This is a genomic window from Acinetobacter sp. ANC 3903, from assembly GCF_002135315.1.
In the GTDB taxonomy this organism is placed as follows: domain Bacteria; phylum Pseudomonadota; class Gammaproteobacteria; order Pseudomonadales; family Moraxellaceae; genus Acinetobacter.
This window is the reverse complement of record NZ_NEGA01000003.1, coordinates 22,830-49,472: the sequence shown is the minus strand read 5'-3', so window position 1 is coordinate 49,472 and position 26,643 is coordinate 22,830. Positions and strand designations below refer to the sequence as shown.

General features: G+C 42.6%; 29 protein-coding genes and 4 tRNA genes. 27 read left to right on the top strand and 6 right to left on the bottom strand.

Annotation, left to right across the window (positions count from 1 at the left end; translation table 11 throughout):
* Positions 1-8: 8 nt before the first annotated feature.
* From rplF to B9T29_RS02655, 15 genes are all read left to right on the top strand, one after another.
* Complete coding sequence (gene rplF / locus B9T29_RS02720; protein WP_086174450.1) at positions 9-542, top strand: 50S ribosomal protein L6; 534 nt, start codon at positions 9-11, stop codon at positions 540-542.
* A gap of 14 nt (positions 543-556) precedes the next feature.
* The gene (rplR, locus tag B9T29_RS02715) at positions 557-907 is read left to right on the top strand and encodes a 50S ribosomal protein L18 (protein ID WP_053579516.1); all 351 of its coding nucleotides are present in this window, start codon (positions 557-559) and stop codon (positions 905-907) included.
* 2 nt (positions 908-909) lie between these two features.
* The gene (gene rpsE, locus B9T29_RS02710; RefSeq protein WP_004657688.1) at positions 910-1,407 is read left to right on the top strand and encodes a 30S ribosomal protein S5; all 498 of its coding nucleotides are present in this window, start codon (positions 910-912) and stop codon (positions 1,405-1,407) included.
* 6 nt (positions 1,408-1,413) lie between these two features.
* A complete protein-coding gene (gene rpmD, locus B9T29_RS02705; RefSeq protein WP_004691302.1) occupies positions 1,414-1,590 on the top strand; it encodes a 50S ribosomal protein L30 in 177 nt (58 codons plus the stop codon).
* A 3-nt stretch (positions 1,591-1,593) separates the two neighbouring features.
* Complete coding sequence (gene rplO, locus B9T29_RS02700; protein ID WP_086174449.1) at positions 1,594-2,034, top strand: 50S ribosomal protein L15; 441 nt, start codon at positions 1,594-1,596, stop codon at positions 2,032-2,034.
* 45 nt (positions 2,035-2,079) lie between these two features.
* A complete protein-coding gene (secY, locus tag B9T29_RS02695) occupies positions 2,080-3,399 on the top strand; it encodes a preprotein translocase subunit SecY (protein WP_171263967.1) in 1,320 nt (439 codons plus the stop codon).
* Positions 3,400-3,418: 19 nt separating this feature from the next.
* Complete coding sequence (gene rpmJ, locus B9T29_RS02690) at positions 3,419-3,535, top strand: 50S ribosomal protein L36 (RefSeq protein WP_000867907.1); 117 nt, start codon at positions 3,419-3,421, stop codon at positions 3,533-3,535.
* Between the two features lie 106 nt (positions 3,536-3,641).
* The gene (gene rpsM / locus B9T29_RS02685; RefSeq protein WP_086174447.1) at positions 3,642-3,998 is read left to right on the top strand and encodes a 30S ribosomal protein S13; all 357 of its coding nucleotides are present in this window, start codon (positions 3,642-3,644) and stop codon (positions 3,996-3,998) included.
* Positions 3,999-4,017: 19 nt separating this feature from the next.
* Entirely contained in the window at positions 4,018-4,404 is a 387-nt protein-coding gene (gene rpsK / locus B9T29_RS02680; protein WP_001040166.1) for a 30S ribosomal protein S11, read from the top strand.
* A 12-nt stretch (positions 4,405-4,416) separates the two neighbouring features.
* The gene (gene rpsD, locus B9T29_RS02675; protein WP_086174446.1) at positions 4,417-5,043 is read left to right on the top strand and encodes a 30S ribosomal protein S4; all 627 of its coding nucleotides are present in this window, start codon (positions 4,417-4,419) and stop codon (positions 5,041-5,043) included.
* A gap of 17 nt (positions 5,044-5,060) precedes the next feature.
* Entirely contained in the window at positions 5,061-6,068 is a 1,008-nt protein-coding gene (locus tag B9T29_RS02670; RefSeq protein WP_086174445.1) for a DNA-directed RNA polymerase subunit alpha, read from the top strand.
* A gap of 18 nt (positions 6,069-6,086) precedes the next feature.
* Positions 6,087-6,452, top strand: coding sequence for a 50S ribosomal protein L17 (gene rplQ, locus B9T29_RS02665; RefSeq protein WP_004281488.1), 366 nt, complete (start codon positions 6,087-6,089; stop codon positions 6,450-6,452).
* Between the two features lie 203 nt (positions 6,453-6,655).
* On the top strand, positions 6,656-8,152 hold the full coding sequence (locus tag B9T29_RS02660) for a flavin-containing monooxygenase (protein WP_086174444.1): 1,497 nt from the start codon (positions 6,656-6,658) through the stop codon (positions 8,150-8,152).
* 187 nt (positions 8,153-8,339) lie between these two features.
* Positions 8,340-8,621 carry a hypothetical protein gene (locus tag B9T29_RS16435; RefSeq protein ID WP_228146547.1) on the top strand — a complete coding sequence of 94 codons (282 nt, stop codon included), beginning with the start codon at positions 8,340-8,342 and terminating at the stop codon, positions 8,619-8,621.
* Positions 8,552-9,106, top strand: a complete 555-nt coding sequence (locus B9T29_RS02655; RefSeq protein WP_265733358.1) for an alpha/beta fold hydrolase — start codon at positions 8,552-8,554, stop codon at positions 9,104-9,106. The genes B9T29_RS16435 and B9T29_RS02655 overlap by 70 nt, the downstream gene beginning before the upstream one ends.
* 32 nt (positions 9,107-9,138) lie before the next feature.
* Here the strand turns inward: B9T29_RS02655 and B9T29_RS02650 are convergent, their stop codons facing one another.
* On the bottom strand, positions 9,139-10,311 hold the full coding sequence (locus B9T29_RS02650; protein ID WP_086174443.1) for an acyl-CoA dehydrogenase family protein: 1,173 nt from the start codon (positions 10,309-10,311) through the stop codon (positions 9,139-9,141).
* Positions 10,312-10,498: 187 nt separating this feature from the next.
* Between B9T29_RS02650 and B9T29_RS02645 the strand changes: the two genes are divergently transcribed.
* The 5 genes from B9T29_RS02645 to B9T29_RS02625 all read left to right on the top strand — a co-directional run bounded on the left by B9T29_RS02645 (position 10,499) and on the right by B9T29_RS02625 (position 15,749).
* Positions 10,499-10,756 (top strand): succinate dehydrogenase assembly factor 2, encoded by a 258-nt coding sequence (locus tag B9T29_RS02645; protein ID WP_086174442.1) that lies wholly within the window; start codon positions 10,499-10,501, stop codon positions 10,754-10,756.
* Positions 10,749-11,135: a hypothetical protein gene (locus B9T29_RS02640; protein ID WP_086174441.1), complete on the top strand. Its 387-nt coding sequence runs from the start codon at positions 10,749-10,751 to the stop codon at positions 11,133-11,135. The genes B9T29_RS02645 and B9T29_RS02640 overlap by 8 nt, the downstream gene beginning before the upstream one ends.
* A 516-nt stretch (positions 11,136-11,651) precedes the next feature.
* Positions 11,652-12,707 carry a hypothetical protein gene (locus B9T29_RS02635; protein WP_086174440.1) on the top strand — a complete coding sequence of 352 codons (1,056 nt, stop codon included), beginning with the start codon at positions 11,652-11,654 and terminating at the stop codon, positions 12,705-12,707.
* 89 nt (positions 12,708-12,796) lie between these two features.
* Positions 12,797-13,366 (top strand): rhombosortase, encoded by a 570-nt coding sequence (gene rrtA, locus B9T29_RS02630; RefSeq protein WP_086174593.1) that lies wholly within the window; start codon positions 12,797-12,799, stop codon positions 13,364-13,366.
* A gap of 184 nt (positions 13,367-13,550) precedes the next feature.
* Entirely contained in the window at positions 13,551-15,749 is a 2,199-nt protein-coding gene (locus B9T29_RS02625) for a TRAP transporter large permease subunit (RefSeq protein ID WP_086174439.1), read from the top strand.
* A 75-nt stretch (positions 15,750-15,824) separates the two neighbouring features.
* On the opposite strand, the gene B9T29_RS02620 is transcribed toward B9T29_RS02625, so the two are convergent.
* The 5 genes from B9T29_RS02620 to rnr all read right to left on the bottom strand — a co-directional run bounded on the left by B9T29_RS02620 (position 15,825) and on the right by rnr (position 22,056).
* Positions 15,825-16,697, bottom strand: coding sequence for a DMT family transporter (locus B9T29_RS02620; protein WP_086174438.1), 873 nt, complete (start codon positions 16,695-16,697; stop codon positions 15,825-15,827).
* A 52-nt stretch (positions 16,698-16,749) separates the two neighbouring features.
* Complete coding sequence (locus B9T29_RS02615; protein ID WP_086174437.1) at positions 16,750-17,184, bottom strand: hypothetical protein; 435 nt, start codon at positions 17,182-17,184, stop codon at positions 16,750-16,752.
* A 13-nt stretch (positions 17,185-17,197) separates the two neighbouring features.
* Complete coding sequence (locus B9T29_RS02610; protein ID WP_171263966.1) at positions 17,198-17,407, bottom strand: YheV family putative zinc ribbon protein; 210 nt, start codon at positions 17,405-17,407, stop codon at positions 17,198-17,200.
* A 41-nt stretch (positions 17,408-17,448) separates the two neighbouring features.
* Positions 17,449-19,503: a M3 family metallopeptidase gene (locus B9T29_RS02605; protein WP_171263965.1), complete on the bottom strand. Its 2,055-nt coding sequence runs from the start codon at positions 19,501-19,503 to the stop codon at positions 17,449-17,451.
* Between the two features lie 132 nt (positions 19,504-19,635).
* Entirely contained in the window at positions 19,636-22,056 is a 2,421-nt protein-coding gene (rnr, locus tag B9T29_RS02600; protein WP_213033293.1) for a ribonuclease R, read from the bottom strand.
* A 264-nt stretch (positions 22,057-22,320) separates the two neighbouring features.
* Between rnr and B9T29_RS02595 the strand changes: the two genes are divergently transcribed.
* The 7 genes from B9T29_RS02595 to B9T29_RS02565 all read left to right on the top strand — a co-directional run bounded on the left by B9T29_RS02595 (position 22,321) and on the right by B9T29_RS02565 (position 26,294).
* Positions 22,321-22,412, top strand: a tRNA-Ser gene (locus B9T29_RS02595).
* Positions 22,413-22,427: 15 nt separating this feature from the next.
* Positions 22,428-22,504, top strand: a tRNA-Arg gene (locus B9T29_RS02590).
* Positions 22,505-22,552: 48 nt separating this feature from the next.
* Positions 22,553-22,629, top strand: a tRNA-Arg gene (locus B9T29_RS02585).
* Between the two features lie 235 nt (positions 22,630-22,864).
* Positions 22,865-24,334, top strand: coding sequence for a patatin-like phospholipase family protein (locus tag B9T29_RS02580; protein ID WP_086174433.1), 1,470 nt, complete (start codon positions 22,865-22,867; stop codon positions 24,332-24,334).
* Positions 24,335-24,668: 334 nt separating this feature from the next.
* Positions 24,669-24,745: transfer RNA gene (locus tag B9T29_RS02575), tRNA-Arg, on the top strand.
* Positions 24,746-25,119: 374 nt separating this feature from the next.
* The gene (locus tag B9T29_RS02570; protein WP_086174432.1) at positions 25,120-25,617 is read left to right on the top strand and encodes a YcxB family protein; all 498 of its coding nucleotides are present in this window, start codon (positions 25,120-25,122) and stop codon (positions 25,615-25,617) included.
* A gap of 38 nt (positions 25,618-25,655) precedes the next feature.
* Positions 25,656-26,294 carry a fumarylacetoacetate hydrolase family protein gene (locus B9T29_RS02565; RefSeq protein WP_086174431.1) on the top strand — a complete coding sequence of 213 codons (639 nt, stop codon included), beginning with the start codon at positions 25,656-25,658 and terminating at the stop codon, positions 26,292-26,294.
* The last annotated feature ends 349 nt before the right edge of the window (positions 26,295-26,643 follow it).

Genomic DNA, 26,643 nt, shown 5'->3' with positions numbered 1-26,643 from the left:
GATTCCTCATGTCTCGTGTGGCTAAAGCCCCAGTAACTGTACCTAACGGTGTAACAGTTACTCAGAACGGCCGGCAGGTCGAAGTGAAAGGCAGCAAAGGTACATTGTCTTTCAACCTGCATGCGCTGGTCGAGCTAAAACAGGAAGAAGGTCAACTTCAAATTGCTCCTAAAGCTGAGTCGAAAGACGCTTGGATGCAAGCTGGTACTGCTCGCGCTGTGTTAAACAACCTTGTAAAAGGTGTTAGCGAAGGTTTCGAACGCAAGTTACAACTTATCGGTGTTGGTTATAAAGCTGCGGTTAAAGGTAACGTTGTTAACCTTAACCTAGGTTTCTCTCACCCGATTGATTACAACCTTCCAGAAGGTGTAACTGCTGAAACTCCTACTGCAACTGAAATTGTTCTTAAGTCTGCTGATAAAGCAGCTTTAGGTCAAGTTGCTGCAGATATCCGTGGTTACCGTCCGCCAGAGCCTTATAAAGGTAAAGGTGTTCGTTATTCTGACGAAGTTGTACTTCGTAAAGAAGCTAAGAAGAAATAAGGCGCGAGGTTCTTATGAACGAAAAGAAACAATCCCGTTTGCGTCGTGCGAAAAGCACACGCTTGCACATTCGTGCATTGGGTGCGACTCGCTTGTGTGTAAACCGCACTCCGCGTCACATCTATGCTCAAGTTATCTCAGCAGATGGTGGCAAAGTTTTAGCGCAAGCTTCAACTTTAGATGCTACTTTACGTGCTGGTACAACTGGTAACGTTGATGCAGCGACTAAAGTAGGTGCTTTAATCGCAGAACGTGCTAAAGCAGCTGGCGTTACTAAAGTTGCATTTGACCGTTCTGGTTTCAAATATCATGGTCGTATCAAAGCCTTGGCTGATGCTGCTCGTGAAAACGGCTTGGAGTTCTAATCATGGCTAAAGTTGAACAAAACGAAGGTCTTGTTGAAAAGCTGGTTGCCGTTGATCGTGTAGCCAAAGTTGTTAAGGGTGGTCGTATCTTCTCTTTCACAGCATTAACTGTTGTGGGTGATGGTAATGGTCGTGTAGGTTTTGGTCGTGGTAAAGCACGTGAAGTTCCAGCTGCTATTTCTAAAGCACTTGAAGCTGCTCGTCGCAACATGATCACTGTTGATCTTGCAGGTACTACTCTGCAACACCCTGTGAATGCTCGTCATGGTGCAAGCCGTGTTTACATGCAGCCTGCTTCTGAAGGTACTGGCGTAATTGCTGGTGGCGCGATGCGTGCTGTTTTGGAAGCTGCTGGTGTACATAACGTACTTGCTAAATGTTACGGTTCTACAAACGCTGCTAACGTAGTGAACGCAACTTTTAAAGGTTTGCGTGATATGACTTCTCCTGAGAAAGTCGCTGCGAAACGTGGTCTTTCAGTAGAACAAATTCAAGGGTAATCAATCATGAAAACGATTAAAGTTACCCAGACTAAATCTTCTGCGCACCGCTTGAAAAATCACAAGCTTAGCCTTCAAGGTTTAGGTCTGCGTCGTATTGGTCATACTGTAGAAGTGCAAGATACGCCTTCTAACCGTGGTATGATCAACCAAGTCTACTATATGGTTAGTGTAGAGGAATAAGCCATGACTCTGCGTTTAAATACTATTGCACCTGCAGAAGGTGCTAAACGTGACAACCTTCGTCTAGGCCGTGGTATCGGTTCTGGCGTTGGTAAGACTGGTGGCCGTGGTGTCAAAGGTCAAAAATCACGTAAGAGCGGTGGCGTACGTCCAGGTTTCGAAGGTGGTCAAACTGCGTTATATCGTCGTTTGCCTAAATTCGGCTTCACTAGCCAACTTGCTTTAAAAACTGCTGAAGTACGTTTATCAGAGCTTGCTAAAGTTGAAGGTGACATCATTTCACTGGAAACTTTAAAAGCTGCCAATGTTGTACGTAAAGATATGACTCGTGCTCGTATCGTACTTTCTGGTGATATTACTCGTGCATTCACTGTACAAGGTGTTGCTTTGACTAAAGGCGCTAAAGCTGCTGTTGAAGCTGCTGGCGGTAAAGTCGAGGAGTAATCGCTAGTGTCTATGTCTCCTAGTTCTTCAGGTCATGTCAACATGATGAAAGGCCAACCATTTCATGTGAAATATCGTGAAATTATTCGTCGATTAATGTTTTTGGTTGGCGCATTATTGGTCTTTCGACTAGGAGCACATATTCCACTGCCGGGTATTGATAATGTCGCTTTAGAACGTTTTTTCAAAGCTAATGAGGGTACCTTCTTAGGTTTGTTTAATATGTTCTCCGGCGGAGCATTAGAGCGAATGTCAATTCTTGCGTTGGGGATCATGCCATATATCTCTGCATCGATTATCGTGCAGTTGATGTCAACAGTCGTTCCTTCGCTGGAAGCATTAAAGAAAGAAGGCGAGCAGGGTAAGCGTAAGATTAATCAATATACGCGTTACGGCACGTTATTACTTGCATTGGTACAAGGTGTAGGTATGTGTGCTGGTCTGATTAGCCAAGGGATTACCTTGACTTCAGGACTGGCTTTTTACATTCCTGCTGTAACTTCATTGGTTGCAGGCACCATGTTCTTAATGTGGTTGGGAGAGCAAATTACCGAACGTGGTGTTGGTAATGGGATCTCGATGATCATTTTCGCAGGTATTGTTGCTGGTTTGCCTAATATTGTAATTCAAGCATTCACTTCGGTGGATAACGGTCAATCAAGTTTAATTGGTCTGGCTGTGTTTGCATTACTTTCAGTTGCGGTTCTTGCTGCGATTGTATTTATTGAAAAGGCTCAACGTCGTATACCGGTTAACTATGCTCAAAAGCAACAAGGGCGTCGCGTATTCACTGCACAGCAGACACATTTGCCATTGAAATTAAATATGGCAGGGGTTATTCCAGCAATTTTCGCTAGTTCGTTATTGTTGTTCCCTGCAAGTTTAGGTCAATGGTTAGGTAGTTCTGATCCAAATGCAGGAATCGTAAAGCGTAGCCTACAAGATTTGGCATTGGTATTATCGCCTGGACAACCTTTGTATTTGGTGCTCTTCGGTGCGTTAATTATCTTTTTCTGTTATTTCTATACTGCACTTGTGTTCAGTCCTAAAGAAGTATCAGAGAACTTGAAACGCAGCGGAGCTTATGTACCTGGTATTCGCCCAGGTGAGCAAACTGCTCGTTACTTAGATCATATTCTTAATCGTTTGACGTTTATTGGTGCAATTTACATTACGATCATCTGTTTAATGCCGATGATTCTGCAAAGTTCTTTTGGTATTCCATTCCATTTGGGTGGTACATCTTTGTTGATCGTAGTGGTAGTTGTGATGGACTTTATGGCTCAGCTGCAAGCTCATCTCACTTCGCACCAGTATGACAATCAAACGTTAATGAGAAAAACGACTGCTCATCCTAAGGGATAAGCGCACTTGAGGTTTCATCATGAAAGTACAAGCTTCTGTTAAAAAAATTTGTGGTAGCTGTAAAGTTATCCGTCGTAATGGGGTTATCCGCGTGATTTGTAGCGCTGAACCTCGTCATAAGCAGCGTCAAGGTTAATCTGATCAAGACCTGTTGATTTCAGTAGGTGAATTAGGTTAATATCCGCCCCTCAAGGTTTTTGTGGGGCGGTTGATTATCTCTACTGCCTTTTTGGAGAAAGTGAATGGCTCGTATTGCCGGTGTAAACATTCCGGATAACAAGCATGCTGTTATCTCCCTCACGTATATCTTTGGTATCGGTCGCCACACTGCTAAGAACATCTTAGCTGCTGCGGGTATTGCACCAACTACCAAGATCCGTGAATTGGATGATGCTCAACTTGATGCGATTCGTGCAGAAATTACCAAGGTTCCGACCGAAGGTGATTTACGTCGCGAAATTTCCATGAACATTAAACGTTTAATGGATTTAGGCTGCTACCGCGGTCTTCGTCATCGTCGCAGCTTGCCTGTCCGTGGACAACGCACCAAAACTAACGCACGTACCCGTAAAGGTCCGCGCAAACCTATTAAGAAATAAGATTTCTGGAAGCTAAAAGATGGCTAAAGATACACGCACACGCAAGAAGGTCACTCGTACCGTCTCTGAAGGTGTTGCACACATTCACGCTTCTTTTAATAACACCATTGTGACTATTACCGATCGTCAAGGTAATGCACTGGCTTGGGCTACCTCTGGTGGACAAGGCTTCCGTGGATCACGTAAATCAACTCCGTTTGCTGCTCAGGTAGCTGCTGAAGTTGCTGGTAAAGCTGCTTTGGATTATGGTTTGAAAAACTTGGACGTCCTTGTAAAAGGTCCTGGTCCTGGTCGTGAATCTGCGGTTCGTGCTTTAGGTGCAGTGGGTTATAAAATTAACAGCATTACCGATGTGACGCCAATCCCGCACAACGGTTGCCGTCCACCTAAAAAACGTCGTGTGTAAGGAGAATCATTCATGGCTCGTTATATTGGTCCAAAATGCAAACTCTCTCGCCGCGAAGGGACAGACCTGCAATTAAAATCTGGCGTTAAACCATTTGACGTCAAAACTAAAAAACATGCTAAAGCGCCTGGCCAACATGGCGGGGCTCGTGGCAGTAAACAATCTGAGTACTCACTACAATTACGTGAAAAACAAAAAGTACGTCGTATGTACGGTGTGTTAGAACGTCAATTTAGTAACTACTATAAAGAAGCTGCTCGTGTTAAAGGCGCAACAGGTGAAAACTTGTTGAAACTGCTTGAAAGCCGTCTTGATAACGTCGTTTATCGCATGGGTTTTGGTTCTACACGTGCAGAAGCTCGTCAGCTTGTATCTCACCGTAGCATTACTTTGAATGGTCGTCGTGTAAACATCGCGTCTATCCAAGTTAAAGCTGGTGATGTAATCGCGGTTCACGAAGGTGCTAAACAACAATTGCGTATTAAAGGCGCGATTGAATTGGCTGCTCAACGTGGTATCCCTTCTTGGATGGACGTTGACCATTCAAAATTAGAAGGTACGTTTAAAGCTGCACCGGATCGTTCTGATTTACCTGCTGAAATCAACGAAAGCTTGATTGTAGAATTGTATTCTAAATAATCCTTGAGGTAGCAATAATGACGCGTACTGCAAATGAGTTTCTAACTCCGCAAGCGATCAAGGTCGAAGCGGCTAGCGGGACCTCGGCAAAAGTGATTCTAGAACCATTAGAGCGTGGCTTTGGTCATACTCTTGGTAATGCTTTACGTCGTATCCTTCTTTCTTCTTTACCTGGCGCTGCTGTGGTTGAAGTTGAAATAGAAGGGGTTGAGCACGAGTACAGTACCTTGGAAGGCTTGCAGCAGGACATCGTCGAGCTCTTGCTGAACCTAAAAGGATTGTCGATTAAGCTGTTCGATCAAAACGAAGCATATTTGACATTAGAAAAACAAGGTCCAGGCGATGTAACAGCCGCTGATCTTCGTTTACCTCATAATGTTGAAGTGGTAAACCCTGAGCATTTGATCGGCACTTTGAGTGCATCAGGCAATTTAAAAATGCGCCTGAAAGTTTCTCAAGGTCGTGGTTATGAAACTTCTGACTCACGTTTTCCAGAAGGCGAGACTCGCCCTGTGGGTCGCTTACAGTTAGATGCTTCTTATAGCCCAATCAAGCGCGTGTCTTACACAGTAGAAAATGCTCGTGTAGAACAACGTACTGACCTTGATAAATTGGTCATTGATCTTGAAACCAATGGTACAGTTGATCCTGAAGAAGCAATCCGCAAAGCGGCAACAATCTTGCAACAACAAATTGCAATTTTTGTTGATCTTCAGAAAGATCAAGCTCCTGTTGCTCAAGAACCTCGCGAAGAAGTGGATCCAATCTTGCTTCGTCCAGTAGATGATCTAGAGCTTACTGTTCGTTCTGCTAACTGTTTGAAAGCAGAAAATATTTACTACATCGGTGATTTGGTTCAACGTACTGAAGTTGAGTTGTTAAAAACTCCTAACCTCGGTAAAAAATCGTTAACTGAAATCAAAGATGTTCTGGCTTCTAAGGGCTTACAGCTCGGCATGCGTTTAGAGAACTGGCCACCAGCTAGTCTCCGTATGGACGATCGTTTCGCCTATCGTAGCCGTTAATTAAGTAGGACTATCACCATGCGTCATCGTAATAGTGGTGTGAAATTAGGCCGTACAAGCAGTCATCGTAAAGCGATGTTCCAAAACATGGCTAACTCTTTGTTCGAGCACGAGTTGATTAAAACAACTGTGCCTAAAGCTAAAGAGTTACGTCGTGTAGCTGAGCCTTTAATCACTTTAGCTAAAAACGATACTGTTGCAAACCGTCGTTTAGCGTTTGCTCGTACTCGTTCAGCAGCAACTGTTGGTAAATTATTTACCGTTCTTGGCCCTCGTTACAAAGAACGTAACGGCGGTTATCTACGTGTTCTTAAAGCGGGCTTCCGTGCAGGTGATGCTGCACCGATGGCTTACGTTGAGCTAGTAGATCGCGAAGTTAACTAATTTCGCAAGAATAGCTTCAGTTGTTCTAAAAAAGACCGGTGTTTCACCGGTCTTTTTTATGCCTGTTGTTTTTTCATTGTCTGACAATTTAAGCTTTTGTCCTGAACTGACATATTTTTTATCAGTTTTGTATAAACTTGACATTGAGTATTGTCAATTTTATGGTTTAATAAAATAAAGCTTAAACAGGTTATAAAAAGAACATGGAAAAACATATTGATGTCTTGATTGTAGGTGCCGGTATTTCTGGTATAGGTCTTGCTGTTCATCTTTCTAAAAACTGCCCACAACGCCAATTTGATATTATTGAGCGTCGCGAAAGTTTTGGCGGAACTTGGGATTTATTCAAGTATCCAGGAATTCGTTCCGATTCAGATATGTCGACCTTTGGTTTTAATTTTAAACCGTGGCAAAAAGCCAGTGTTCTGGCAGATGGACCATCCATCAAAAATTATTTATCTGAAGTGATTGATGAATATCAGCTAAAAAATAAAATTCATTTTCAGCATCGTGTGTTGTCTGCAAATTATGATTCAGTTACCCATAAATGGTCTGTCGAGATTGAAGATGCGCAAGGCAAAAAACAGATATGGGTGGCAAATTTCGTTATAGGTTGCACTGGCTACTATAATTACGATCAAGGCTTTCAGCCAGAATTCCCCAATCAGTCTGCATTCAAGGGTGATTTTATTCATCCGCAGCATTGGCCTGAGCAGCTCGATTATTCTGGTAAAAAGGTCGTAATTATTGGCAGTGGTGCAACTGCAATTACCTTGGTGCCAGCCATGGCGAAAGGTGGCGCAGCTCATGTCACGATGTTGCAACGTTCACCGACCTATATCGCCTCGGTTCCCTCGATTGACGTCATCTACGATAAAATGCGTAAGTACTTACCAGAAGATATTGCCTATAAGCTGACTCGCGCACGTAATATTGGCATGCAGCGTGGTATTTATGCACTGGCACAGAAACAGCCTAAATTACTGCGTAGTTTGCTATTGAAATCAATTGAATTTCAGCTCAAAGGTAAGGTGGATATGAAACATTTTACTCCGAACTATGAGCCATGGGATCAACGTTTATGTGTGGTACCAGATGGCGATTTATTCAAGATTTTACGTGAAGGCCGTGCATCAGTTGAAACCGATCAAATTGAAAAATTTACTGAAACTGGTGTTCAATTAAAATCAGGCAAGCACTTGGATGCGGATATTATTGTCTCTGCAACTGGACTCAATATTCAAATTTTAGGCGGCATGCAGGCCACGATTGATGGCAAGCCGATGAATACCTCTAAACATATGCTGTATCAGGGCATCATGGTCAGTGATGTGCCAAACATGGCGATGATTATTGGCTATATCAATGCATCTTGGACACTCAAAGTAGATATTGCGGCAGATTATATTTGCCGTCTGATCAATTATATGGACAAAAACGGCTATGATGAAGTGCGTCCTCAAGGCGATGCGACCGAGTTAATGGAAGATACCGTCATGGGCAGTTTATCTTCAGGCTATATTGCCCGTGCCGCAGATGTGATGCCAAAACAGGGCAAGCATGCACCTTGGAGTGTATCCAATAATTATCTGGCTGACCGTAAACAATTAAAACATGCGCGCTTTGATGATGGCGTACTTAAATTTCATAAGCGTGAGCAAAAGGATAATAAAAATGTGACACCGCGTTTGGTCTCATGATTGAGTTTTCTTATTGAGCCTGATCATCATTTTAAAAAAGGAGCAAAAATGCTCCTTTTTTTATGCATATTGAATCACGAGTTCAAGTTGTAATCTTTGGTTTTGCGGCAAACTCCTACATGATGGAACAAAACGAATTAAGCCAGCATAGGAATAAGTTTTGAGTATTTTAGCGCGTGAATATTAGTTGTCATTTCATTCTTATTCCATTTATGCCAAATCATGGCAGTCTGCTGAAGCTAATCCAGAATTGGCACCGATTCTATTGATGCATGATTCACTGGGCAGTGTGGCTTTATGGCGTGATTTTCCTGCGCAACTTGCAGCTCAGACTAAACGTATTGTATATATGCCTATGACCGGATTGGCTTTGGACAATCATCCGTCAATGACCAATCTTTGGCACTGGATTTTGTCATGTCTGAAGCGACCCATGGATTTAAGGCTGTGCTTGATTATTTTGATCTGAAACATTTTATTGTGCTGGGTCATAGTGTGGGTGGTGGAATGTCCGCAGCTATCGCTGCTGAATATCCACAGTCCTGTAAGGCTTTAGTGACCATTGCTGCGCAATATGAAGTAGAAGAACGAACCTTGGAGGGTATCCGTGCAGCCAAACAGGCATTTCAGCAAGCAGGACAAATAGAGCGCTTAGCCAAGTATCACCCTGATAAAGCGCAGTGGGTGCTGGATGCCTGGACTGAAACCTGGCTGGCACCTGCATTTAAGAATTGGAATTTGCGTGAGGTGCTGCCACAAGTACAATGCCCAAGCTTGGTCATTCATGGTGAGTTGGATGAATATGCGACAACAGCACAGCCGCAGCAAATCTTTGCAGGAGTGAAGGGAACCGCTGAATTGCAGATCTTGCAAGGTCTGCATCATATGCCGCATAAAGAACAACCGGAACAGGTGCTGGCGTTGATTACTGAATTTTTAGCAGGCATTGCCTAAAAGAAAAAGCCCATCAAGAGATGGGCTTTTGATTACAGTGAACGTGAGATCAGTTCTTTCATAATTTCATTGGTACCGGCATAAATCCGGTTGGCACGGTTATCGATATAGGCACGTGCGATGGGGTATTCCATCATGTAGCCATAACCTCCGTGTAGTTGCAGGCACTCATCCACAACTTTAGAAAACATTTCGGAAATTTTGTATTTCGCAGCTGCCGCAGCATCAATCCCAAGCTGTTCAGTAAGTTGTAATTCCATACAGCGGTCTAAATAAGCACGGCAGAAATCGATTTCGGTTCGTAATTCAGCCAGCTTAAAGCGGGTGTTTTGAAAAGCACTGATCGGTTTACCAAAGACTTGGCGTTGTTTGGTGTATTGCACAGTATGCGCAAATGCAGCTTCGGCTCCCGCCTGACAAATGATGGCAACCAGCATGCGTTCCCAGGCCAGTTCTTTCATCAGCATCATAAAACCCATGCCTTCCATACCCAGCAAATTTTCTTTCGGTACACGCACATTGTCAAAGAACAACTCGCAGGTATCTTGTCCTTTCATGCCAATTTTATTCAAAGGTTTACCTTTGCTAAAGCCAGCACGGTCAGCTTCAACGATGAGTAAAGATAAATTGGCTGAACCTTTATCGCTGTCTCCTGTTTTGCAGACCACAATGGCTATGTCACACAGGTAGCCATTAGTAATAAAGATTTTCGAACCATTAATCACATAGTCATCACCATCCAGTACAGCAGTGGTACGTACCGCTTGCAGGTCTGATCCGGTTCCCGGTTCAGTCATGGCAATAGCAGTGACCACTTCACCTGAAGCCATTTTCGGTAACCAATTTGATTTCTGTTGCTCATTGCCAAAATTGAAGATGTAATTAGCTACAATATCCGAATGGAGTGAAAAGCCAGTGGATGAATCCATGGCATAGGCCTGTTCTTCAATCAGGATCATACTGTAAAGACGGTCTACACCCGATCCCCCGTATTGCTCTGGCATGGTGGCACAAAGTAGGCCCATTGCACCGGCCTTGTTCCATAAATCCCGGTCAACATGCTGTTGCTGTTCATATTTGGCAATATTGGGAACCACTTCCTTTTCATAAAATTTTCGTACTGTTTCACGGAAGGCTTCATGCTCTGCGTTAAATAAATGACGTGGCAGCATATTGGCTAAAGGTCGGATCGCAGCTGATTGCATTATTGTTGTGTCCATCTACAAAGTTATTGTTAGTTAAAAATTAGAAGATTGAGCCGCAAGCGACAATGAGATGAATGCTCAAATCTGCATATAAAATGATGAATTTGGTCAATTCGGGGAAATGGCTCGAAATAGGGGAGAGGGATAGGGTAAACTAGCAAAAATTTTCACACTATTGGGGAAAGCTATGAGCGAAGAAATCAGCTTGGAAGAACGCAAAGTCATTTATCGTGCTCGTCGCGGTTTAAAAGAAATTGATGTGTACTTTGATCCCTATGTAAAAAATCATTATTTACAGGCCGATGCAGCTGAGAAAGAGGTTTTTGCCGAGTTGGTCGCGCAAGAAGACCCAGACCTGTTAGATTGGTTTATGGAAGTTTCTGAACCCCCTCGTCCGGAAATGAGAGCCTTGATTGTCAAGTTGAAACATTACGTTCATGGCTAATCGTTGTTTTCAGCTGAAACGCAGTCGTCTGGCCTTTGTATTTCAGCTGATCATTTTTACCTTATTAATTGTACTTTTACAGCAACTCTTGCCGGCATGGTTATGGTTGCTGTGCATTTTGTTGGGGGTGCTGACCTATGCCTATGGCTTAAAAGTCCCTCAACCGATTTGTTTTGAGCATTTACATGCACGTGAATGGTCACTATCACATTTAAAATCGCAACAGGTAAAACGCGTTTCGATTAGTCATTTGGTTGATCATCAGCTTTATATAGTGGTGTATTTCCAGCATTTTCAGGAAAAACCGTTATTGATCTGGATCGATCAATTATCCTTTCAGCAATGGAAAGCATTGAAAAAACTGGCTAAATTGACCTAATTGTTAGACAGTTGTATAAAATTAATTTTAATTAAAATATTAATAATCAATAACATAAATATAGGTGTTTGTTTTTGTAAGACAGTTGGATGAGAAAAATAACAAATATTGCAATTGTCAGACAATTTTCCCTGTGAATTATTTTAGCTAAATGTAAATTAAAAACACCAACAGCAAATGAGGAAATCATCATGGTGATTCCAACTTGGATGTTTCTGGTGGTAGCAATTGTTTTGGCAATTGTTATTGGACGACTAGGAACCGTGCTGAAGGATCGATTTGCACAACATGAAAGCCAATAGGCTTTGACCCCTTGATAAGTAGCATGTGCCGAACCGTCGCAATGCTACTTTTTTTTGCCCAAAATTTTTAACTTGATGGAATACAGTCAATTTTCCCAAACTCATTTCATGGCACAGTAGCAAACCAAATTAGAGTGAATACTCTTTTATTCAGATTTCGCATCTGATATGTTTAGTTGCTATGGACATAAACACAATTATAGAGGACAGGAAAATGTCGCAAGTCCAAAAAATATGCCAGGGTATGGCAATTATCATCGTTACAAGTTCTTTTTTATCAGGTTGTTCTCAAGTGGTTAAATCAGGGGCAAATATTGCACTGGGTTTTAGTGAGAAACATATCGTACCGCCAATCTTGGCCATGGATGATGCGGATATGGCGTGTAATTCAGGCAATGCCTTAACGCCCGCCATTATGTCAACCAAAGATATGGGGGCAGATCCAACCCGTATTGCGGTACTGTTATATGCTTCATCGGGAATTTGTGCTGAAAATCAGGCATTAGAAGCAGAATTACATTATTTACGTGCCTCTAAAGCGGGGCAGGTTTCAGAAGCGCAAGATGCCCGCATTCAACAAAAACGCTGGGCTGCCATTGCTGCACAACGTCAATATGCAGGCTATCAGCTGTTAGAAAAACGTTGGGAAGCAAAATATAATAAGGCATTGGGTGATGGATGCCCAAAAATGAAAAGTGACTTGGATCAAACCGTGTATTTGATGGGGATGATCAGTGGCTTACAGGCAATGACCAATGACATTAATTCTGGCGGTGCAGTGAATGTACCGAAAGATATCGCTGCCGTTGTTGAACGCGGTATGGTGTGCCTGGATAATGCCAAATTCTGGGGAGCACCAGAAGCGGCACGTGCAGTCATTTGGACCTTATTGCCGGGTGCAGGTGATGGCAAGCCAGATCCTTACCAGACTTTAAAACAGTCGGTACAGCTGGGTGAACAAAAAGGGGTACGTTTATCTCATGCCTTGTATGCGGTTGCAGCTCAAGCCAGTGGCGATGATGCCAAGATGCGTGATGCACTAAAAGCATTTGCCGCTGCCCGTACTGAAGAAAAACCGGTCAATCCCCAATTCCGACTTGTGGACAGCATGGCACAAAATATGGTGCAGGGTATTTCAGACCGTTATTGGACTGAGCATACCGGAATCCGCTCTAGTGATGACGGCATGCAACGTTTCTGGGATGAGAAGGACAATTCTGCAGAATTGGATGATTTATTCACTGAAAATGATAGTGCGGCATCATCTTAAGTCGAGCGTGCTGAACAGAGAATAAAAAAAGATTGGCTTGAAGGATGGATTCATTTGAATACATCACTTCTAAGCTGGAGGGCATGCCCATGAAAGACCCGTTTCTGATGCGAAAAATTATTTTTATTGCATTTGTAATGTCTTTCTCGGCATGCCTCCAAGTTTTTGCAGATTCATTTATCTATTGGCAAGCCAGTTTGCTAAAAGAATTCTGGCGTTTATGGACTGCCCATTGGGTACATGTGGGATGGATTCATTATCTGCTGAATATGTTGGCTTTCGCCTGCTTACCTTTCATTTTTCCTCGCGTCAAGATCTGGCATTTTGTTGCTTTACTGGTATTGCTGCCGCCGTTTATCAGCCTGTGTTTTTATTATTTCTTTCCCAATATAGAAGCTTATGCGGGCCTGTCCGGGGTATTGCATGGGGCGTATGTCACCGTTGCCTGTGTGCATTTGTTGTATAGGAAAGAACGTAATTTTGCGGCATTGGTGTTGTGCCTGATTCTGGGGAAATTGATTTGGGAAAATACGGTCGGCAGTGTCGGCACAGCTGAACTGATTGGCAGTCCGGTATTGGTCGAAGCACATTTATTAGGGGTGATTGGAGGAGTAGTAATCGCCTTGGCCTATGTTTTATGGGAATATTTCGTTGAATAGTGGTGATATTGACATTTAAAACAGAAAAGAAAATACATATTGTCATTTTCATTGGCATCGAGTTAATGCAAATTTGTAGATAACAATAAAGAGATTGGATAGAGAAAGGATCTTTTCTATTCATAAAGAAGATTGGCATTGCTAAACCCCGTGTAATGGCCAAAATAAAAAAATAGGAATGCACATGCAAAATGATGAAAACAACAGATCAGGATTAGGTCTGTTACGTTATATATGGACAGAGTGGATTTCGACTTTTGTCATTCTCTTACTGCTTTTGCTTACCCTCATCATCGGTACCGGTGAGATGATTCATGGACAGCTATTACGTGTGGGTGAACGTTTGTATGGCAATGAAGACATTGGCATGCAATATTCTTTTTTACGTGCAGAACCCGCCAAACCAAGCTGTGATTTACATCCGGATATTGATGCGCAAGTACAAAAGCAAATGAAAGCCAATGCCAATGATGAGTTTGCCGATATTTTCGGTACTACCTCAGAAGCAGATGTACGGGCTTCGGTTATGGCAGGACAACAACAATGTCAGGAAAAGTATCAGTTCTATGACAAAGCCATTAAATATATGGATGATCATCCAACGATAAGAAGTTACCGTACCCTTGAAACCTCATTCTTTGGTGTCTTTAAATTTGGTACTGAAAACCGTGTGATTATTTTATTGCTGATGGTTGTGGTTGCTGCAATTACTGCTTCAGTGAAGTTTCACCATATTGGTTTGCGTGCGCCAACCACCAAGCTGGATTATCGCGTTTATGCCCTGTTTATGGCATTGGGTAATGGTCTGCTGACTGCATCGGTATTCAGTCAATATCACTCGATTATCAATTCAGGTGTGACGTCGACTTACGAAACACTGACTGTTTACTGGCTGTGGATTTTCCTATTTATTACTTTGACCCTGATCAGTCTGCTACAACTATTTAAACCACCTGTAGCCAAGCAGGAAGGCAAAGGCAATCTGGGTCTGGCTTTATTGAGTGTGCCTCTGTATGCCTACATGGCATTGCTAACCGGTATTGTTTTTACCTTCGTCATGGATTATCCAATGGGGCAAGGGATTTACCTTGGAATTCTGGTGGAATTCTCCGGTATTTTCTTAAATCTGGCACTGTTTATCTGGGCGGGTATGTTACTGACCCAAACCCGGGTGATGGATTTATTCCTCGGTATTTTACGTCCGTGGAATTTGGCACCTGAAACACTGACCTGGCTGATTTTGATTGCTGCTGCTATTCCAACCGCTTATACCGGCGCATCAGGGATCTTCGTTGTGGCGGCAGGTGCAATTATTTACAAGGAAGTGTGGAATTCCGGTTCTCGCCGTCAATATGCCTTGGCCGTTTCAGCCATGTCCGGCTCATTAGGTGTGGTGATTCGTCCATGCTTGCTGGTGATCCTAATTTCGATGCTTGACAGCCGTCATGTGACTTCAGATGAACTGTTTAATCATGGTATCTATGTATTCTGGCTGACTGCTTTAATCTTCCTGGGTGTATCGCTGTATCTTGCGGAAACACGTTTCCGTGTGAATTCACCTAAAGTGGCAGTGCCGGGCATGTTAAAAGCCATTGTGCCGGTTATTCCTTATATCGTGATCACCATTGCCGTGATTGCAATGTATACGGTGGGTCTGGATACCCAGATGGATGAATTCACTGCACCAGTGATTCTGCCGATCATTCTGATTGTTTATATTATGTTTGATAAATGGTGGGGTGACCGATTTGTGACACCACCAGACCGTCATGCTGCTTTAACACTGGAACATGAAAAACAATCGGCCTTTATGCGTGAACATACACCGCACGGGGGAGAAAAGTCACGTGGCTTTGCCCATTCAATGTGGTTTGCTTCGGCAGAAACCGTTGGACATATTGGTGCGCTGATTATCTTGATGGCCTTGTCTGCAAGTGTAGGCGGTCTGATTGAACGTAGTGAAGTGGTTGAATTGTTACCAACGCATTTGGGTAATATCTATATTTCACTGGCCTTTATTGCACTGTTGCTGGCGATTGTCGGTATGACTACCGACCCGTTTGGCGCGGTCATTCTGGTGGCTGCAACCATTGCACCCGTAGCCTATGAAAATGGTATTCATCCAATTCATTTCTGGATGATTGTACTGGTCGCATTTGAGTTGGGTTATGTGACTCCGCCAGTGGCGCTGAATCATCTCCTGACCCGAATGTCGGTGGGTGATGATGAGGTTCGTGCTGCTGATGCAGAAGCAAAGGCCAAATATACCAAGTTCTATTACCGCTATGAGCGCTGGTTATTGCCGATTATGGTGCTGTTCCCATCCTTGCTGATTGTGACTTATGCGCCGTATATTTTTAAACTGTTCGGCTGGTATCATTAATTTTAACTGAATAAAAAAAGCACCTTCGGGTGTTTTTTTATGCCTTACTTATATTTGGAAGATCTACCTGAATGATTAAGCTGAGCGCTTTTGAATTAAGGGACTACAGAGAATAATAGCACTCAAAATCAGCCCGAAGCCCATCAAACTATAATGATCAGGGGTTTCTTGCCAGAATATAAAACCCCAGATCCCGGCAAAAATAATCGCAATATAATTCACTGGGCCAATTTGTCCGGCAGGGGCGAGTTTATAGGCATTGGACATAAAAATCTGGCTGATATTGGCAAGCAGACCCGCGCCAATCAAGAAACCCAGTTCAGTCCAAGTATAGGGACGCCATAGCCAGAACATCGGAATCATGGAAATGAGAGTGCCTATAAAGCAGAAATAAAACACGATTTTCTCTGGCGATTCGGTACTGGTGAGTGCACGTACTGTCACAAAGGCCATGGCCGCCAAGAAGCTTGCCCCCAGACCAATCACTGACATCTGGTTAAACATGCCTGCATCTGGCTTGGCTACAAATATCACCCCGGTCAGACCAATGGCTGCCGCGAGCAGCATGGATTTGGTGATTTTTTCTTTCAGGAATAACCAGGCAATCAGCGGAATAAAAATTGGAGAAGAATAGGTAAACACCATGGCATTGGAGAGTTTTAAATGGGCAATGGCGTAAAAGAAACCATACATGGCAATGAGCCCAACCACGGCACGCCAGCTATGCATCCAGATTTTTTCGGTCTTAAAAAATCCAATGCCTTTGCTAAAAATCAGGGGCAGAAAAATAAACAGACCGACAAAATTGCGGAAAAAAACAATGGTGGGATTGTCTACGCTGTGCGACGCATAACGGATACATACGCCCATCAGGGAAAACAGAAAAGCAGAGCAGGTGAGAAAGCTGAGTGCCTTGATTAAATTAAGGTTGCTTCTTGGGATGGGCATCAAACAAATTCAGCTAAAATATGTGTCAATATTTTAGCTGAAATTTCACGCATTATAATGATTGTTTTTGAGCCAGTTGCGCTTCAAGTAATTTAATCTGTTCTTGTTTGAGGGCAATCAGCTCGTCGGCATCGGTATGTTGTGCTTTCAGCATGCTTTCTTGCTCATGGAGCTGGTTCTGGATATCGTCCAGTTTGGCCACTTCTTCTTTGGCCAAAGAAGCATTTTCTGAAACTGGTGCTTTCAGAATTTTTTCATCCACCAGTTGAATGGTTTCTGGATCGCTATTAGCAGCAGCTTGCGGTTCTGCGGTAGTAGGTGGTGCCGGTTTTACAGGAGCGGTCAAGCTGGCTCCTTCATGTTCAGGCAGTGTTTCGTTTGAAGTTGCAAAAAACCATTGATATGCCAAAAAAAGCACAATGATTGCAACCAGTCCCCCAGTAATGCCCAATAAAAGTTTTGGGCTATTTCTTTGATCTAATGTCATAGTGAACCTGTTTTTATTTAGGCTGACGTGGTTTGAACTGAATGACACCAATCTCATCCGGCAGTTCCGGCATTTGTGGTTCATCGACATGCGTTGGCCGATTTTCGTTATAGCCACAGTCGATACATTCAATCCATTCATCGTCGCCAGAAGTTAGCATGACAACCCGATCTAGCGCTTCACATTTTGGACATTTAGCACCTGCAATGAAACGACGTTTGATAGTCATCATCCTAACCTTCTGAACAATCTTAGATCCCTAGTTTAAGCGTTTTTAGAGGGCTGCGTCCAACCTTGATGACGTAATAACGCATCTATTTTTGGCTCGCGTCCGCGGAAATTGATAAACGCGTCAAGTGCTGTATCTTTTCCGCCAACTGCTAGAATAAACTGACGAAATTCTTTTCCGGTCTGAACATTAAAAATACCTTCCTGTTCGAAACGGTCGAAGGCATCACTGGCCAAAACTTCGGCCCATTTGTAAGAGTAATAACCTGCGGCATAGCCTCCAGCAAAAATATGGCTAAAGCTATGTTGAAAACGGTTATAACTTGCTGTTGGTGCCACAGCATATTTTTGACGGATTTCATCCAGCGTCGCTTGCACCTGCTCGGCATTTAAAGCAGAACTGTGCTTGTGAATAGACAGGTCAAACAGGGCAAATTCGATTTGACGCAAAGTTTGCATGCCGGACTGGAAGAAACGGGCATCCAATAAGGATTTAAGCAAATCTTCTGGCAAATGCTGTTTGGTTTCGATGTGTTCACTGAGCAGATCGAGACTGTCGCTATCCCAGGTCCAGAACTCCATAAACTGGCTAGGAAGCTCGACTGCATCCCAATCGACCCCATGAGTCCCTGCAACCGCAATATGATCAACTTCGGTCAACAGATGATGCAGACCATGGCCAAATTCATGGAACAGGGTATTCACTTCATCGTGAGTGAGTAGCGCCGGCTGATGACCAACCGCAGGGGTGAAGTTGCAGACCATGTAGCAAATCGGTTTTTGTAAGCCATCTTTGGTTTGCATGCGTGAACGGAAACCGCTCATCCAGGCACCACTGCGTTTGCCACTGCGTGCGTAAAGATCGAGGTAGAAGCCACCGACTACGCTGCCTTGATCTTCCAGTTCAAAATAGCGTGCATCGGGATGCCAGACCGGTGCTTCACGTTCCATAATGTTGATGCCATATAGACGGTTCACAATGCTGAACAGGCCTTGCAGGATTTTCGGTGCAGGGAAATATGGTTTGAGGGATTCCTGTGATAAATTGAATTGTTGCAGTTTCAATTTTTCAGAATAGTAGCCAGTGTCCCAAGGTTGTAACTCGAGAATGCCGTCCTGAATAGCAATGGTTTTTAATTCAGCAATCTCTTTGCTGGCAGGTACTCGTGCATGTTCAGCCAGATCAACCAGAAACTTATCTACAGTTTCGACATCGGGTGCCATTTTGCTGGCCAGCGATAGCTCGGCAAAATTAGCAAAACCTAATAACTGTGCCATTTCATGACGCAGACTTAAGATTTCCTCCATCACCTGGGTATTGTCAAATTCAGGATGTTCAGACAGGTCGGAAGCACGTGTGGTATAGGCTTTATACAGCTCTTCACGCAAGCCACGGTCATCAGCATAGGTCATGATGGCCAGATAAGCCGGAATGTCTAAAGTCGCAACTGGCTGATCCAGTTCACGTTGCTGACCATATTGTTTGAGCAGATCAATGCTGCTTTGCGGTAAGCCTTTGAGTTGTTCTTCTGTCAGAGGTTTGAAGTAGATTTGGGTAGCATCGAGGACATGGTTAGAGAAGTCGGAAGAAAGCTGCGACAAACGTGCAGAAATTTCTGCATAGCGTTTTTTCGCTTCACCTTCTAAAGCCACACCGGAAAGTTTGAAATCACGTAGCGCCAGTTTAATTGCACTTCGTTGTGCTGCAATCAGGGTACTAAATATGGATGAGTCATGCACATGCTGATAGGTTTGATACAGCACTGTATGTTGACCCAGCTGGGTATAGTATTCACTTAATGCTGGAAGCAGGGATTGATAAAGTTCACGTGTTTCTGTGTTATTCATTACGGCGTTGAGGTGTGACAATACACCCCAAGCTTCACTCATGTTGTTTTCCAGCGTATCGACCTGTTCCAGAATATTCAGCTGTGCCTGAGCATCATCCGGTACTGCGGTTAAATCCTTGAGAAAATTTTGTCCTTGTTGAATGGCTTGTTCAATCTGTTGTTTTAAATCGGCCAGTTGAATCTGGTCAAATTGTGGAACGGGCAAGGTCGCCTTTTCTAAAGTCATTTCTATACGCCATATCATTTATAAAGTTAATAGTAGATGTAAGGCTTAGAGAAGGGTAAATCAAGGGCTATTATTTTTCAGTCGGTAAATACTTTACAGATCAGACTCAATAAAAAGCCCTACCGAAGTAGGGCCTTTATCGAAAAATTATTCTATCTTAGCTTTCGCATTCGACTTTTTCTTTTTCGGCTTCGATTTTTTCTTCAGCTTATCTTTGGCTTTGGCATCTGCCTTGGCTGAAGATTTTTTATCTGACTTTTTAGCCAAATCAGCTGATTTGGTTTTTGGCTTTTTCTTGCGAATTGGCTGTTCACCATCTTCACTCACCACGGCCTTAGCACGTGGGTTAAAGACTTCTTCTGTCGTTGTCTTGGCCACACGTGGCGCACGGCTTCGAATCGCACGGCCGGCATGGGTCAGCTGTTGCAACAATTGAAAATCAATCTTGCGATCTTCCAGATTCACTGCTGCCACTTTAATTTTGACTTCATCGCCCAAGCTAAAGGTTTGACCTCGGTTTTGACCGACCAGGCTTTGGCTGGCTTGGTCATAAACAAAGAAGTCATCGCCCAGTTGGCTGACGTGAACCATGCCATCGACATACAAGTCTTTTAAGGTCACGAACAGGCCAAACTCAGCCACGGCACTGATGATGCCGACGAATTCTTCACCTAAATGCTGCTGCATATAGTGACATTTCAACCAGGTGGTAACCGAACGTGATGCTTCATCGGCACGGCGTTCCGTTTGCGAGAAATGCTCGCCAGCATCATCTAAAGCTGCGCCCGAAAGCGCGAAAGGCTTTTGTTTTAAATGTGCTTTGATGGCACGGTGTAACAACAGGTCAGGGTAGCGACGAATTGGTGAAGTGAAATGTGTATAGGCATCATAAGCCAAACCAAAATGTCCGGCATTGTTTGCGCCGTAATAGGCCTGCATCATCGAACGTAACAATACCGCATGAATGCTTGGTGCATCAATACGGTCTTTGGTGGCTTCAATCACCGCTTGATAATCTTTTTGCGTTGGCTGTTCAGGGAAGGGCAAGCCCAGTAATTTCACATACTCGCGTACTTTCTGGATACGTGAAAATTCAGGTGGCTCATGCACACGGTACAACATAGGAATGTCATTTTCCAAGGCATATTCTGCTGCTGCAACGTTGGCCAGCAACATACATTCTTCAATCAGTTTGTGCGCTTCATTACGTGAACGCGGCAAAATTTCCTTGATTCCACCGAGTTCGTCAAAGGTCATGTAGGTTTCGACGGTTTCGAATTCCATGGCATGACGTTCAGCACGCAAACCTTTGAGGGTCTGATAGAGCTGGAATAGGGTATTCAACGACTTGTGCACACTACGGTCTTCAGGAATCGCATCGCTTTCGCCATCAAAATATTGTGCCACCTGAGTATAGGTTAAGCGTGCTTTTGAATGCATCACCGATGGATAGAACTGGAAGCCAGTCACTTTACCTGCGCGGGACAAGGTCAAATCACAAACCATACATAGGCGGTCGACATGTGGATTCAGCGAGCACAAGCCATTGGATAAGGCTTCCGGCAACATCGGTAGCACAAAGTGCGGGAAATACACCGAAGTCCCACGTTCTTTTGCTTCATCATCCAGCGGTTTGTCATTACGTACATAATGGCTCACGTCAGCAATTGCTACCACCACGCGGTAACCACCACCTGGGCGTTTTTCTGCATAGACTGCATCATCAAAGTCGCGGGCATCTTCACCATCAATGGTGACTAGGGCTAAGTCACGTAAATCGATACGGCCTTCGCGATCCTGTTGGTTTGGTTCTTTAAAGTGTTCGGCATCGCGAAGCACTTCTTCGGGAAACTCATACGGCAAACCAAATTCTAAAATGGTTTGCGGAATAATGATTTCGGTATCGGCTTTATCCGCCATGGATTGCACGATGTGTCCTGTCGGCAATTCTTCCCGGGTCGGGTAGTCATCAATCGCCACCCGAACCGAATCACCCACTTTGACTTGGGCGTGTTCAATCAGTTCTTTTTCTAAAGTAATTGGCTGATGGGCATTTGGATTGCCTGGCTGAATAAAGTATTCGCCATCATACACCGCAACTTTACCAATAATCTGTTTGACCCGATGTTGTACGACCTCAGTAATAAAACCCCAAGCTTTACCTTTACGGTCTACCGAGGTTTGGCGCACTTTTATGCGGTCACCATTAAACACCAGACGCAACTCGCGTTCCGGCAATAAAATGTCATCATGATCTGCAATCGAGGCACTGCCCAAACCTTTGGAATTGATATAGACGGTGGCTTCATGAGTTGGCTGGCTGGTTGCGAGTAGGAACTTAAATCCATCTTTCATCAACTGACCATCGCGTACCATGGCACTTAAACGATGGCTGAGTGCTTCTATACTTCTTTCATCTGCAATATTAAAGTATTCCACTAAATCTGCATGAGATTGTGGTGCTTGTAATTTTTCAATCGTTTCTGAAATGAGAATACGGCTTGGAATAGGATTGTCATAACGTTCGGCTTCAGCCTTAGCTTCAGGGTCGACCCAATTTTTCATAATGTCTTTGGCTTCATGTCAGAAGATAGGATTAGCATAAGTCATGCTGCAGGATACTGCACGTAAATGATTGCAATATTGTGTTTTTCAGTCCTAATTCTAACGCGAAGCAGCATATTTCACAGTAACAACTGCCGAATAACCGGGAAAAGTACGCGCTCAACTCGAAAATTGTTTAAAAAATAGTTGATTGATCAAAAATATCAGAAATTTTTGAAATGTGACTTGAAGAAATTAACTTTAATTTGTATTATGGCGGCTCGTTACGGTGAGGTGGCCGAGTGGCTGAAGGTACTCCCCTGCTAAGGGAGCGTGGGTCTTAAAGCCCACCGAGGGTTCGAATCCCTCTCTCACCGCCACGAATAACTTGAAATGCGCTCATAGCTCAGCTGGATAGAGCACTTGGCTACGAACTAAGGGGTCGGGAGTTCGAATCTCTCTGAGCGCACCAATCAAGTTAAACGTAAATGTAACGAATGCTGAAAAGCAACTCAAGTACGCGCTCATAGCTCAGCTGGATAGAGCACTTGGCTACGAACTAAGGGGTCGGGAGTTCGAATCTCTCTGAGCGCACCAACTTGAACACATCGACAGATGTAAAACTGGAAAAAACCGCACATGTTGCGGTTTTTTTGTGTCTGAAATTTAGTTATAGCTTCCCATTAAAGCTGCTTAAATATTTTTAAAAATATGCCTCACTGTATTTGTCAGAAAGAGTTTCAAACATAGAGTTTTTTTATATTTAGGTTTAGTTTATTCATTCAATAAAAAGGTTTTACGTCCGAGAAATTATAATAGTGAGGGTTTGAATATGGCTCTACTTGCGTTAATCAAAGATGATCAAGACATTCATGGTCAAAATGGCTATATTAATTCAATTCGAAATAAAATTACCGAGCAGCCAATCTCTGATATTACCGATCACCAAGGTAACCAATATATTGATTTAGTATTGGAAGGAGGTGTGGTGTGGGGACTTGCTTTAATCGGTTATACATACACGCTTGAACAAGCTGGAGTTCGTTTTCTAAATTTAGCTGGAACTTCAGCAGGGGCAATAAATGCGATAGTTCTTGCAGCTTTAGGGCAATCATCTGACAAAAAAAGTGAAGAGCTGCTTGCTATTTTTAATAAAATGGATTTAAAAAAATTTGTGGATGGTGGTGTGCTGGCTCAAGAATTAGCGACTGATATTGAGCAAAAAGATCACCCATTTTTTGCCATGTTTCCAAAACTGTTGGGTCTTTTAACTCTCGGAAAATTTAGTAAAAATAAACTGGGTATTAACCCAGGGCAGTACTTTGAAAACTGGTTAGAAGGTATTTTAAATCGGAATAATGCTTCAACGACGGCTAAACTTTTTAAAAAATTAGAGAACAAAAATTTAAAAATCCGAGAAATCACGACAAGAAAATATCCGGTCATTGATCAAATTCGCTTTGAAAATAGTTTCAAAAAGAATAAGTTGGCTATTATTGCATCAGATATTACCACTGAAAGTAAAATTATTTTTCCTCAAATGGGGTATTTATATTGGAAGAATCCCTTAGATATTCATCCCAAATACTATGTCAGGGCCTCTATGTCCATTCCGTTGTTTTTTGAACCTGTCCGTATCAATAAGATACCTGAAAATCGTGAAGAATTTTGGCAGGTACTAACTGGTTTTGAAGGGAGTCTCCCTGAAGTTGCTTATCTTGTTGATGGTGGTGTGATCTCTAACTTTCCCATTGATGTTTTTCATTCCCGCGACTGCATTCCCTTATGCCCCACATTTGGCATCAAACTGGATATGAGTAGAAAAAAAGCTTCAACAATAGACAGTATATCCGACTATTTAACAGCGCTCGTCAAAACCACGATTCATACCCATGATTATACTTTTTTGCTGAATAATGATGATTACAAACAATTGATTAGCTATATAGATACTTCACAGAAGTATGTGTCAAATCATAAAAATAAATCGAATAATATGGTGAAAAAAATATTAGAAAAATTTAAGCCTACTGAATCAGATACATTTAATATTCTGGATTTCAATATGTCAGATGAGAAAAAAGCCGCACTATTTGCACTAGGTGCAAAAGCAGCATATGAATTTATTTGTGGAAATGAAGTATATGCTTCAAGTAATAAACAAAAACCTTATCCGTCGAATACAATTCCACCATTCAATTGGGAAGAATATAAAAATTTAAGAGAACAATTAATTGTGGCTGATACCCAAGCCTATCAAGAAAAAAAGGAGAAAATTAAAAAATTCTCTTTATTGCCATAAATATTTTTATAAAGTTACATACATATTTTGCTGTGGTTATTAGAATACTCTAGACCCACAGCCGATATTCTAAACGGCTTCACCACTGTTTTTACCAATCAACTAAGTTTCCTGATCATTGTATTTAAACTATGTTGTAGATTCAGTGTTTGTTGTTGATCTTCAAAATCAACATTGGAAAGATGCGGTGATAAATCACTAAATCAGCTCTTTTTGCTTAAAAAATAGATGAAAAGTCCAGTTTTGCCCAATAACTGTCCACTTGATTGTGTATTTGTTAAAAAGCACTTAACAGCGGGTTAAAAACGCGTATAATGCACCACATCAAGACGTCGCGCTCATAGCTCAGCTGGATAGAGCACTTGGCTACGAACTAAGGGGTCGGGAGTTCGAATCTCTCTGAGCGCACCAACTTGATCACATCGACAGATGTAAAACTGGAAAAAACCGCTTAATTGCGGTTTTTTTGTGCCTAGAATAAATTAAATGTGTTAAACAATTATTTCATTTTCTGTTTAATTTTTTAATACCACTACGGTATTGCCATCTATTATTTTAACATTTCGCGTCGCTCTCCACTGACCGCATCAAACAGATCTCCTAGACTGTTGAGATGATCGGAACGTAGCCTAAAATCAAATAGAAGATTGATCACTCCCAATCCGGCTAAAACTTTATATTCTGCATTACTGCCTGATGTGATTTAAGCGGGCAAAAACGATAAGGAAAATGTTGAATCTGGTGTAATATCTAGCACAATTGTTGTAATAATTTGATGATCAATCATGTCAGAAACCAAGCCGGCAGTATCGCTACGTTATTCCTTAAGCCTGGAAGAATCACAAGATGGTTTTGCCCTTGCGACTTTTGGTAAAAAGCAAATTACCCGTTTTATTACGCCACTGGTGAGTATCGGAATCATGGTCTGGGGATTTTACCTCGGCTTTAATGATGTAGGCCGCTATTATGTTGCACTTGGCGCGTTCTTTTTGATTTTACAATTGCTGATGCGTTACTGGTTTTTACCGATGATGTTTAAGCGTCAATTTGTGAAATATCAGTTTGGTAAAAGTGAACAGGGCATCGAATTATTTCAGGATTATGCAGAAATCTATGCCAACGGCCGTAAGCAAATTTTCAACTACAGCGAAGTACAAAACTTTGCGGTAGGCAAGCTGACTTATATGATTGAATTGAAAAATCGTACCGTGGTGATTGTGCCAAAACGTGCTTTTGAGCAATCGGCCGATCAAACCGTATTTGAAAATACCTTCAAAAAATAAGCTTTAAATATCGTAACAATGAAATAAAAGGGAAGATCATGAATACTCGTCCATCAAAGATTGTCTGTGTCGGTCGTAGCTATGCAGACCATGCCAAAGAATTAGGCAATGCCATTCCTGATCGTCCGGTTTTATTTATCAAGCCACCGAGTGCTTTAGCGGCATTGCAAGAAGGAATTTCCTGGAATCCGGTTTGGGGCAATTGTCACTATGAATGTGAACTCAGCCTGCGGATTGACCGTACTTTAAAAGCGGAAACCGATCCGGCTAAGGCGCTAGAAGCTGTGGGTGCGGTAACTTTAGGCCTGGATTTAACGCTACGTGATTTGCAAGATGACTTGAAAAAGAAAGGTCAGCCTTGGGAGCGTGCCAAAGCTTATGACGGTTCATGTCTGTTGGGTGACTGGGTCGAGCTTTCAGAAGTGAAAGACTGGAAAGATGTGCATTACACTTTGTATGTGAATGATGAGCTACGTCAAAAAGGTGATACATCTTTACTGATTTTTGATATCGCAACTTTACTTGCCGACATCAGTCAGGTCTTTACCCTGGAAGAAGGTGATGTAGTGATGACCGGTACCCCAGCAGGTGTTGCGGCATTAAAAGCAGGTGATCAATTGAAAATGACTTTACAAGGTCAAAGTCAGGATTTTGTCTGGAAAACCTTTGTTCAATAAGCGAAAAAGCTGAGTAAAAAGGCTGTTTGACTGTCCCATAGTTGAATTTCAGGTGTTAGATTTGTGAGTGTGGCAAGGATGCCACACATTCCCCATCACGACAGGAAGTCGTGTATGGGGAATAAAGACTTTTGCCTACTTTTGGTCTGTCAAAAGTAGGGTTTAGTCTATACAAAGTCACTTCAACTTTTAAAGTAAAGATAAGGCTGTGAAAAATTAAATATAATTAAATATCAAATATTTAAATTTAAAATATCATCATATTGATTCCATACTGAAATAAAATTCAAATTATGGGACAGCAGTGTGTTTGATACAGCCTTTTTTAAAGTTCTGAATTTTTACATGA

Excerpts from the sequence above, each read along its gene's own strand:
- rplR (WP_053579516.1), top strand. The coding sequence starts at position 557 with ATGAACGAAAAGAAACAATCCCGTTTGCGTCGTGCGAAAAGCACACGC.
- secY (WP_171263967.1), top strand. The coding sequence starts at position 2,080 with ATGAAAGGCCAACCATTTCATGTGAAATATCGTGAAATTATTCGTCGA.
- rrtA (WP_086174593.1), top strand. The coding sequence starts at position 12,797 with ATGAAAGACCCGTTTCTGATGCGAAAAATTATTTTTATTGCATTTGTA.
- rplF (WP_086174450.1), top strand. The coding sequence starts at position 9 with ATGTCTCGTGTGGCTAAAGCCCCAGTAACTGTACCTAACGGTGTAACA.
- B9T29_RS02580 (WP_086174433.1), top strand. The coding sequence starts at position 22,865 with ATGGCTCTACTTGCGTTAATCAAAGATGATCAAGACATTCATGGTCAA.
- rpmD (WP_004691302.1), top strand. The coding sequence starts at position 1,414 with ATGAAAACGATTAAAGTTACCCAGACTAAATCTTCTGCGCACCGCTTG.
- rpsM (WP_086174447.1), top strand. The coding sequence starts at position 3,642 with ATGGCTCGTATTGCCGGTGTAAACATTCCGGATAACAAGCATGCTGTT.
- B9T29_RS02615 (WP_086174437.1), bottom strand. The coding sequence starts at position 17,184 with ATGACATTAGATCAAAGAAATAGCCCAAAACTTTTATTGGGCATTACT.
- B9T29_RS02635 (WP_086174440.1), top strand. The coding sequence starts at position 11,652 with ATGTCGCAAGTCCAAAAAATATGCCAGGGTATGGCAATTATCATCGTT.
- B9T29_RS02570 (WP_086174432.1), top strand. The coding sequence starts at position 25,120 with ATGTCAGAAACCAAGCCGGCAGTATCGCTACGTTATTCCTTAAGCCTG.
- rpsK (WP_001040166.1), top strand. The coding sequence starts at position 4,018 with ATGGCTAAAGATACACGCACACGCAAGAAGGTCACTCGTACCGTCTCT.
- B9T29_RS02650 (WP_086174443.1), bottom strand. The coding sequence starts at position 10,311 with ATGCAATCAGCTGCGATCCGACCTTTAGCCAATATGCTGCCACGTCAT.
- rplQ (WP_004281488.1), top strand. The coding sequence starts at position 6,087 with ATGCGTCATCGTAATAGTGGTGTGAAATTAGGCCGTACAAGCAGTCAT.
- rpsD (WP_086174446.1), top strand. The coding sequence starts at position 4,417 with ATGGCTCGTTATATTGGTCCAAAATGCAAACTCTCTCGCCGCGAAGGG.
- rplO (WP_086174449.1), top strand. The coding sequence starts at position 1,594 with ATGACTCTGCGTTTAAATACTATTGCACCTGCAGAAGGTGCTAAACGT.
- B9T29_RS02620 (WP_086174438.1), bottom strand. The coding sequence starts at position 16,697 with ATGCCCATCCCAAGAAGCAACCTTAATTTAATCAAGGCACTCAGCTTT.
- B9T29_RS02565 (WP_086174431.1), top strand. The coding sequence starts at position 25,656 with ATGAATACTCGTCCATCAAAGATTGTCTGTGTCGGTCGTAGCTATGCA.
- B9T29_RS02640 (WP_086174441.1), top strand. The coding sequence starts at position 10,749 with ATGGCTAATCGTTGTTTTCAGCTGAAACGCAGTCGTCTGGCCTTTGTA.
- B9T29_RS02645 (WP_086174442.1), top strand. The coding sequence starts at position 10,499 with ATGAGCGAAGAAATCAGCTTGGAAGAACGCAAAGTCATTTATCGTGCT.
- rpsE (WP_004657688.1), top strand. The coding sequence starts at position 910 with ATGGCTAAAGTTGAACAAAACGAAGGTCTTGTTGAAAAGCTGGTTGCC.
- B9T29_RS02660 (WP_086174444.1), top strand. The coding sequence starts at position 6,656 with ATGGAAAAACATATTGATGTCTTGATTGTAGGTGCCGGTATTTCTGGT.
- rpmJ (WP_000867907.1), top strand. The coding sequence starts at position 3,419 with ATGAAAGTACAAGCTTCTGTTAAAAAAATTTGTGGTAGCTGTAAAGTT.
- B9T29_RS02625 (WP_086174439.1), top strand. The coding sequence starts at position 13,551 with ATGCAAAATGATGAAAACAACAGATCAGGATTAGGTCTGTTACGTTAT.
- B9T29_RS02670 (WP_086174445.1), top strand. The coding sequence starts at position 5,061 with ATGACGCGTACTGCAAATGAGTTTCTAACTCCGCAAGCGATCAAGGTC.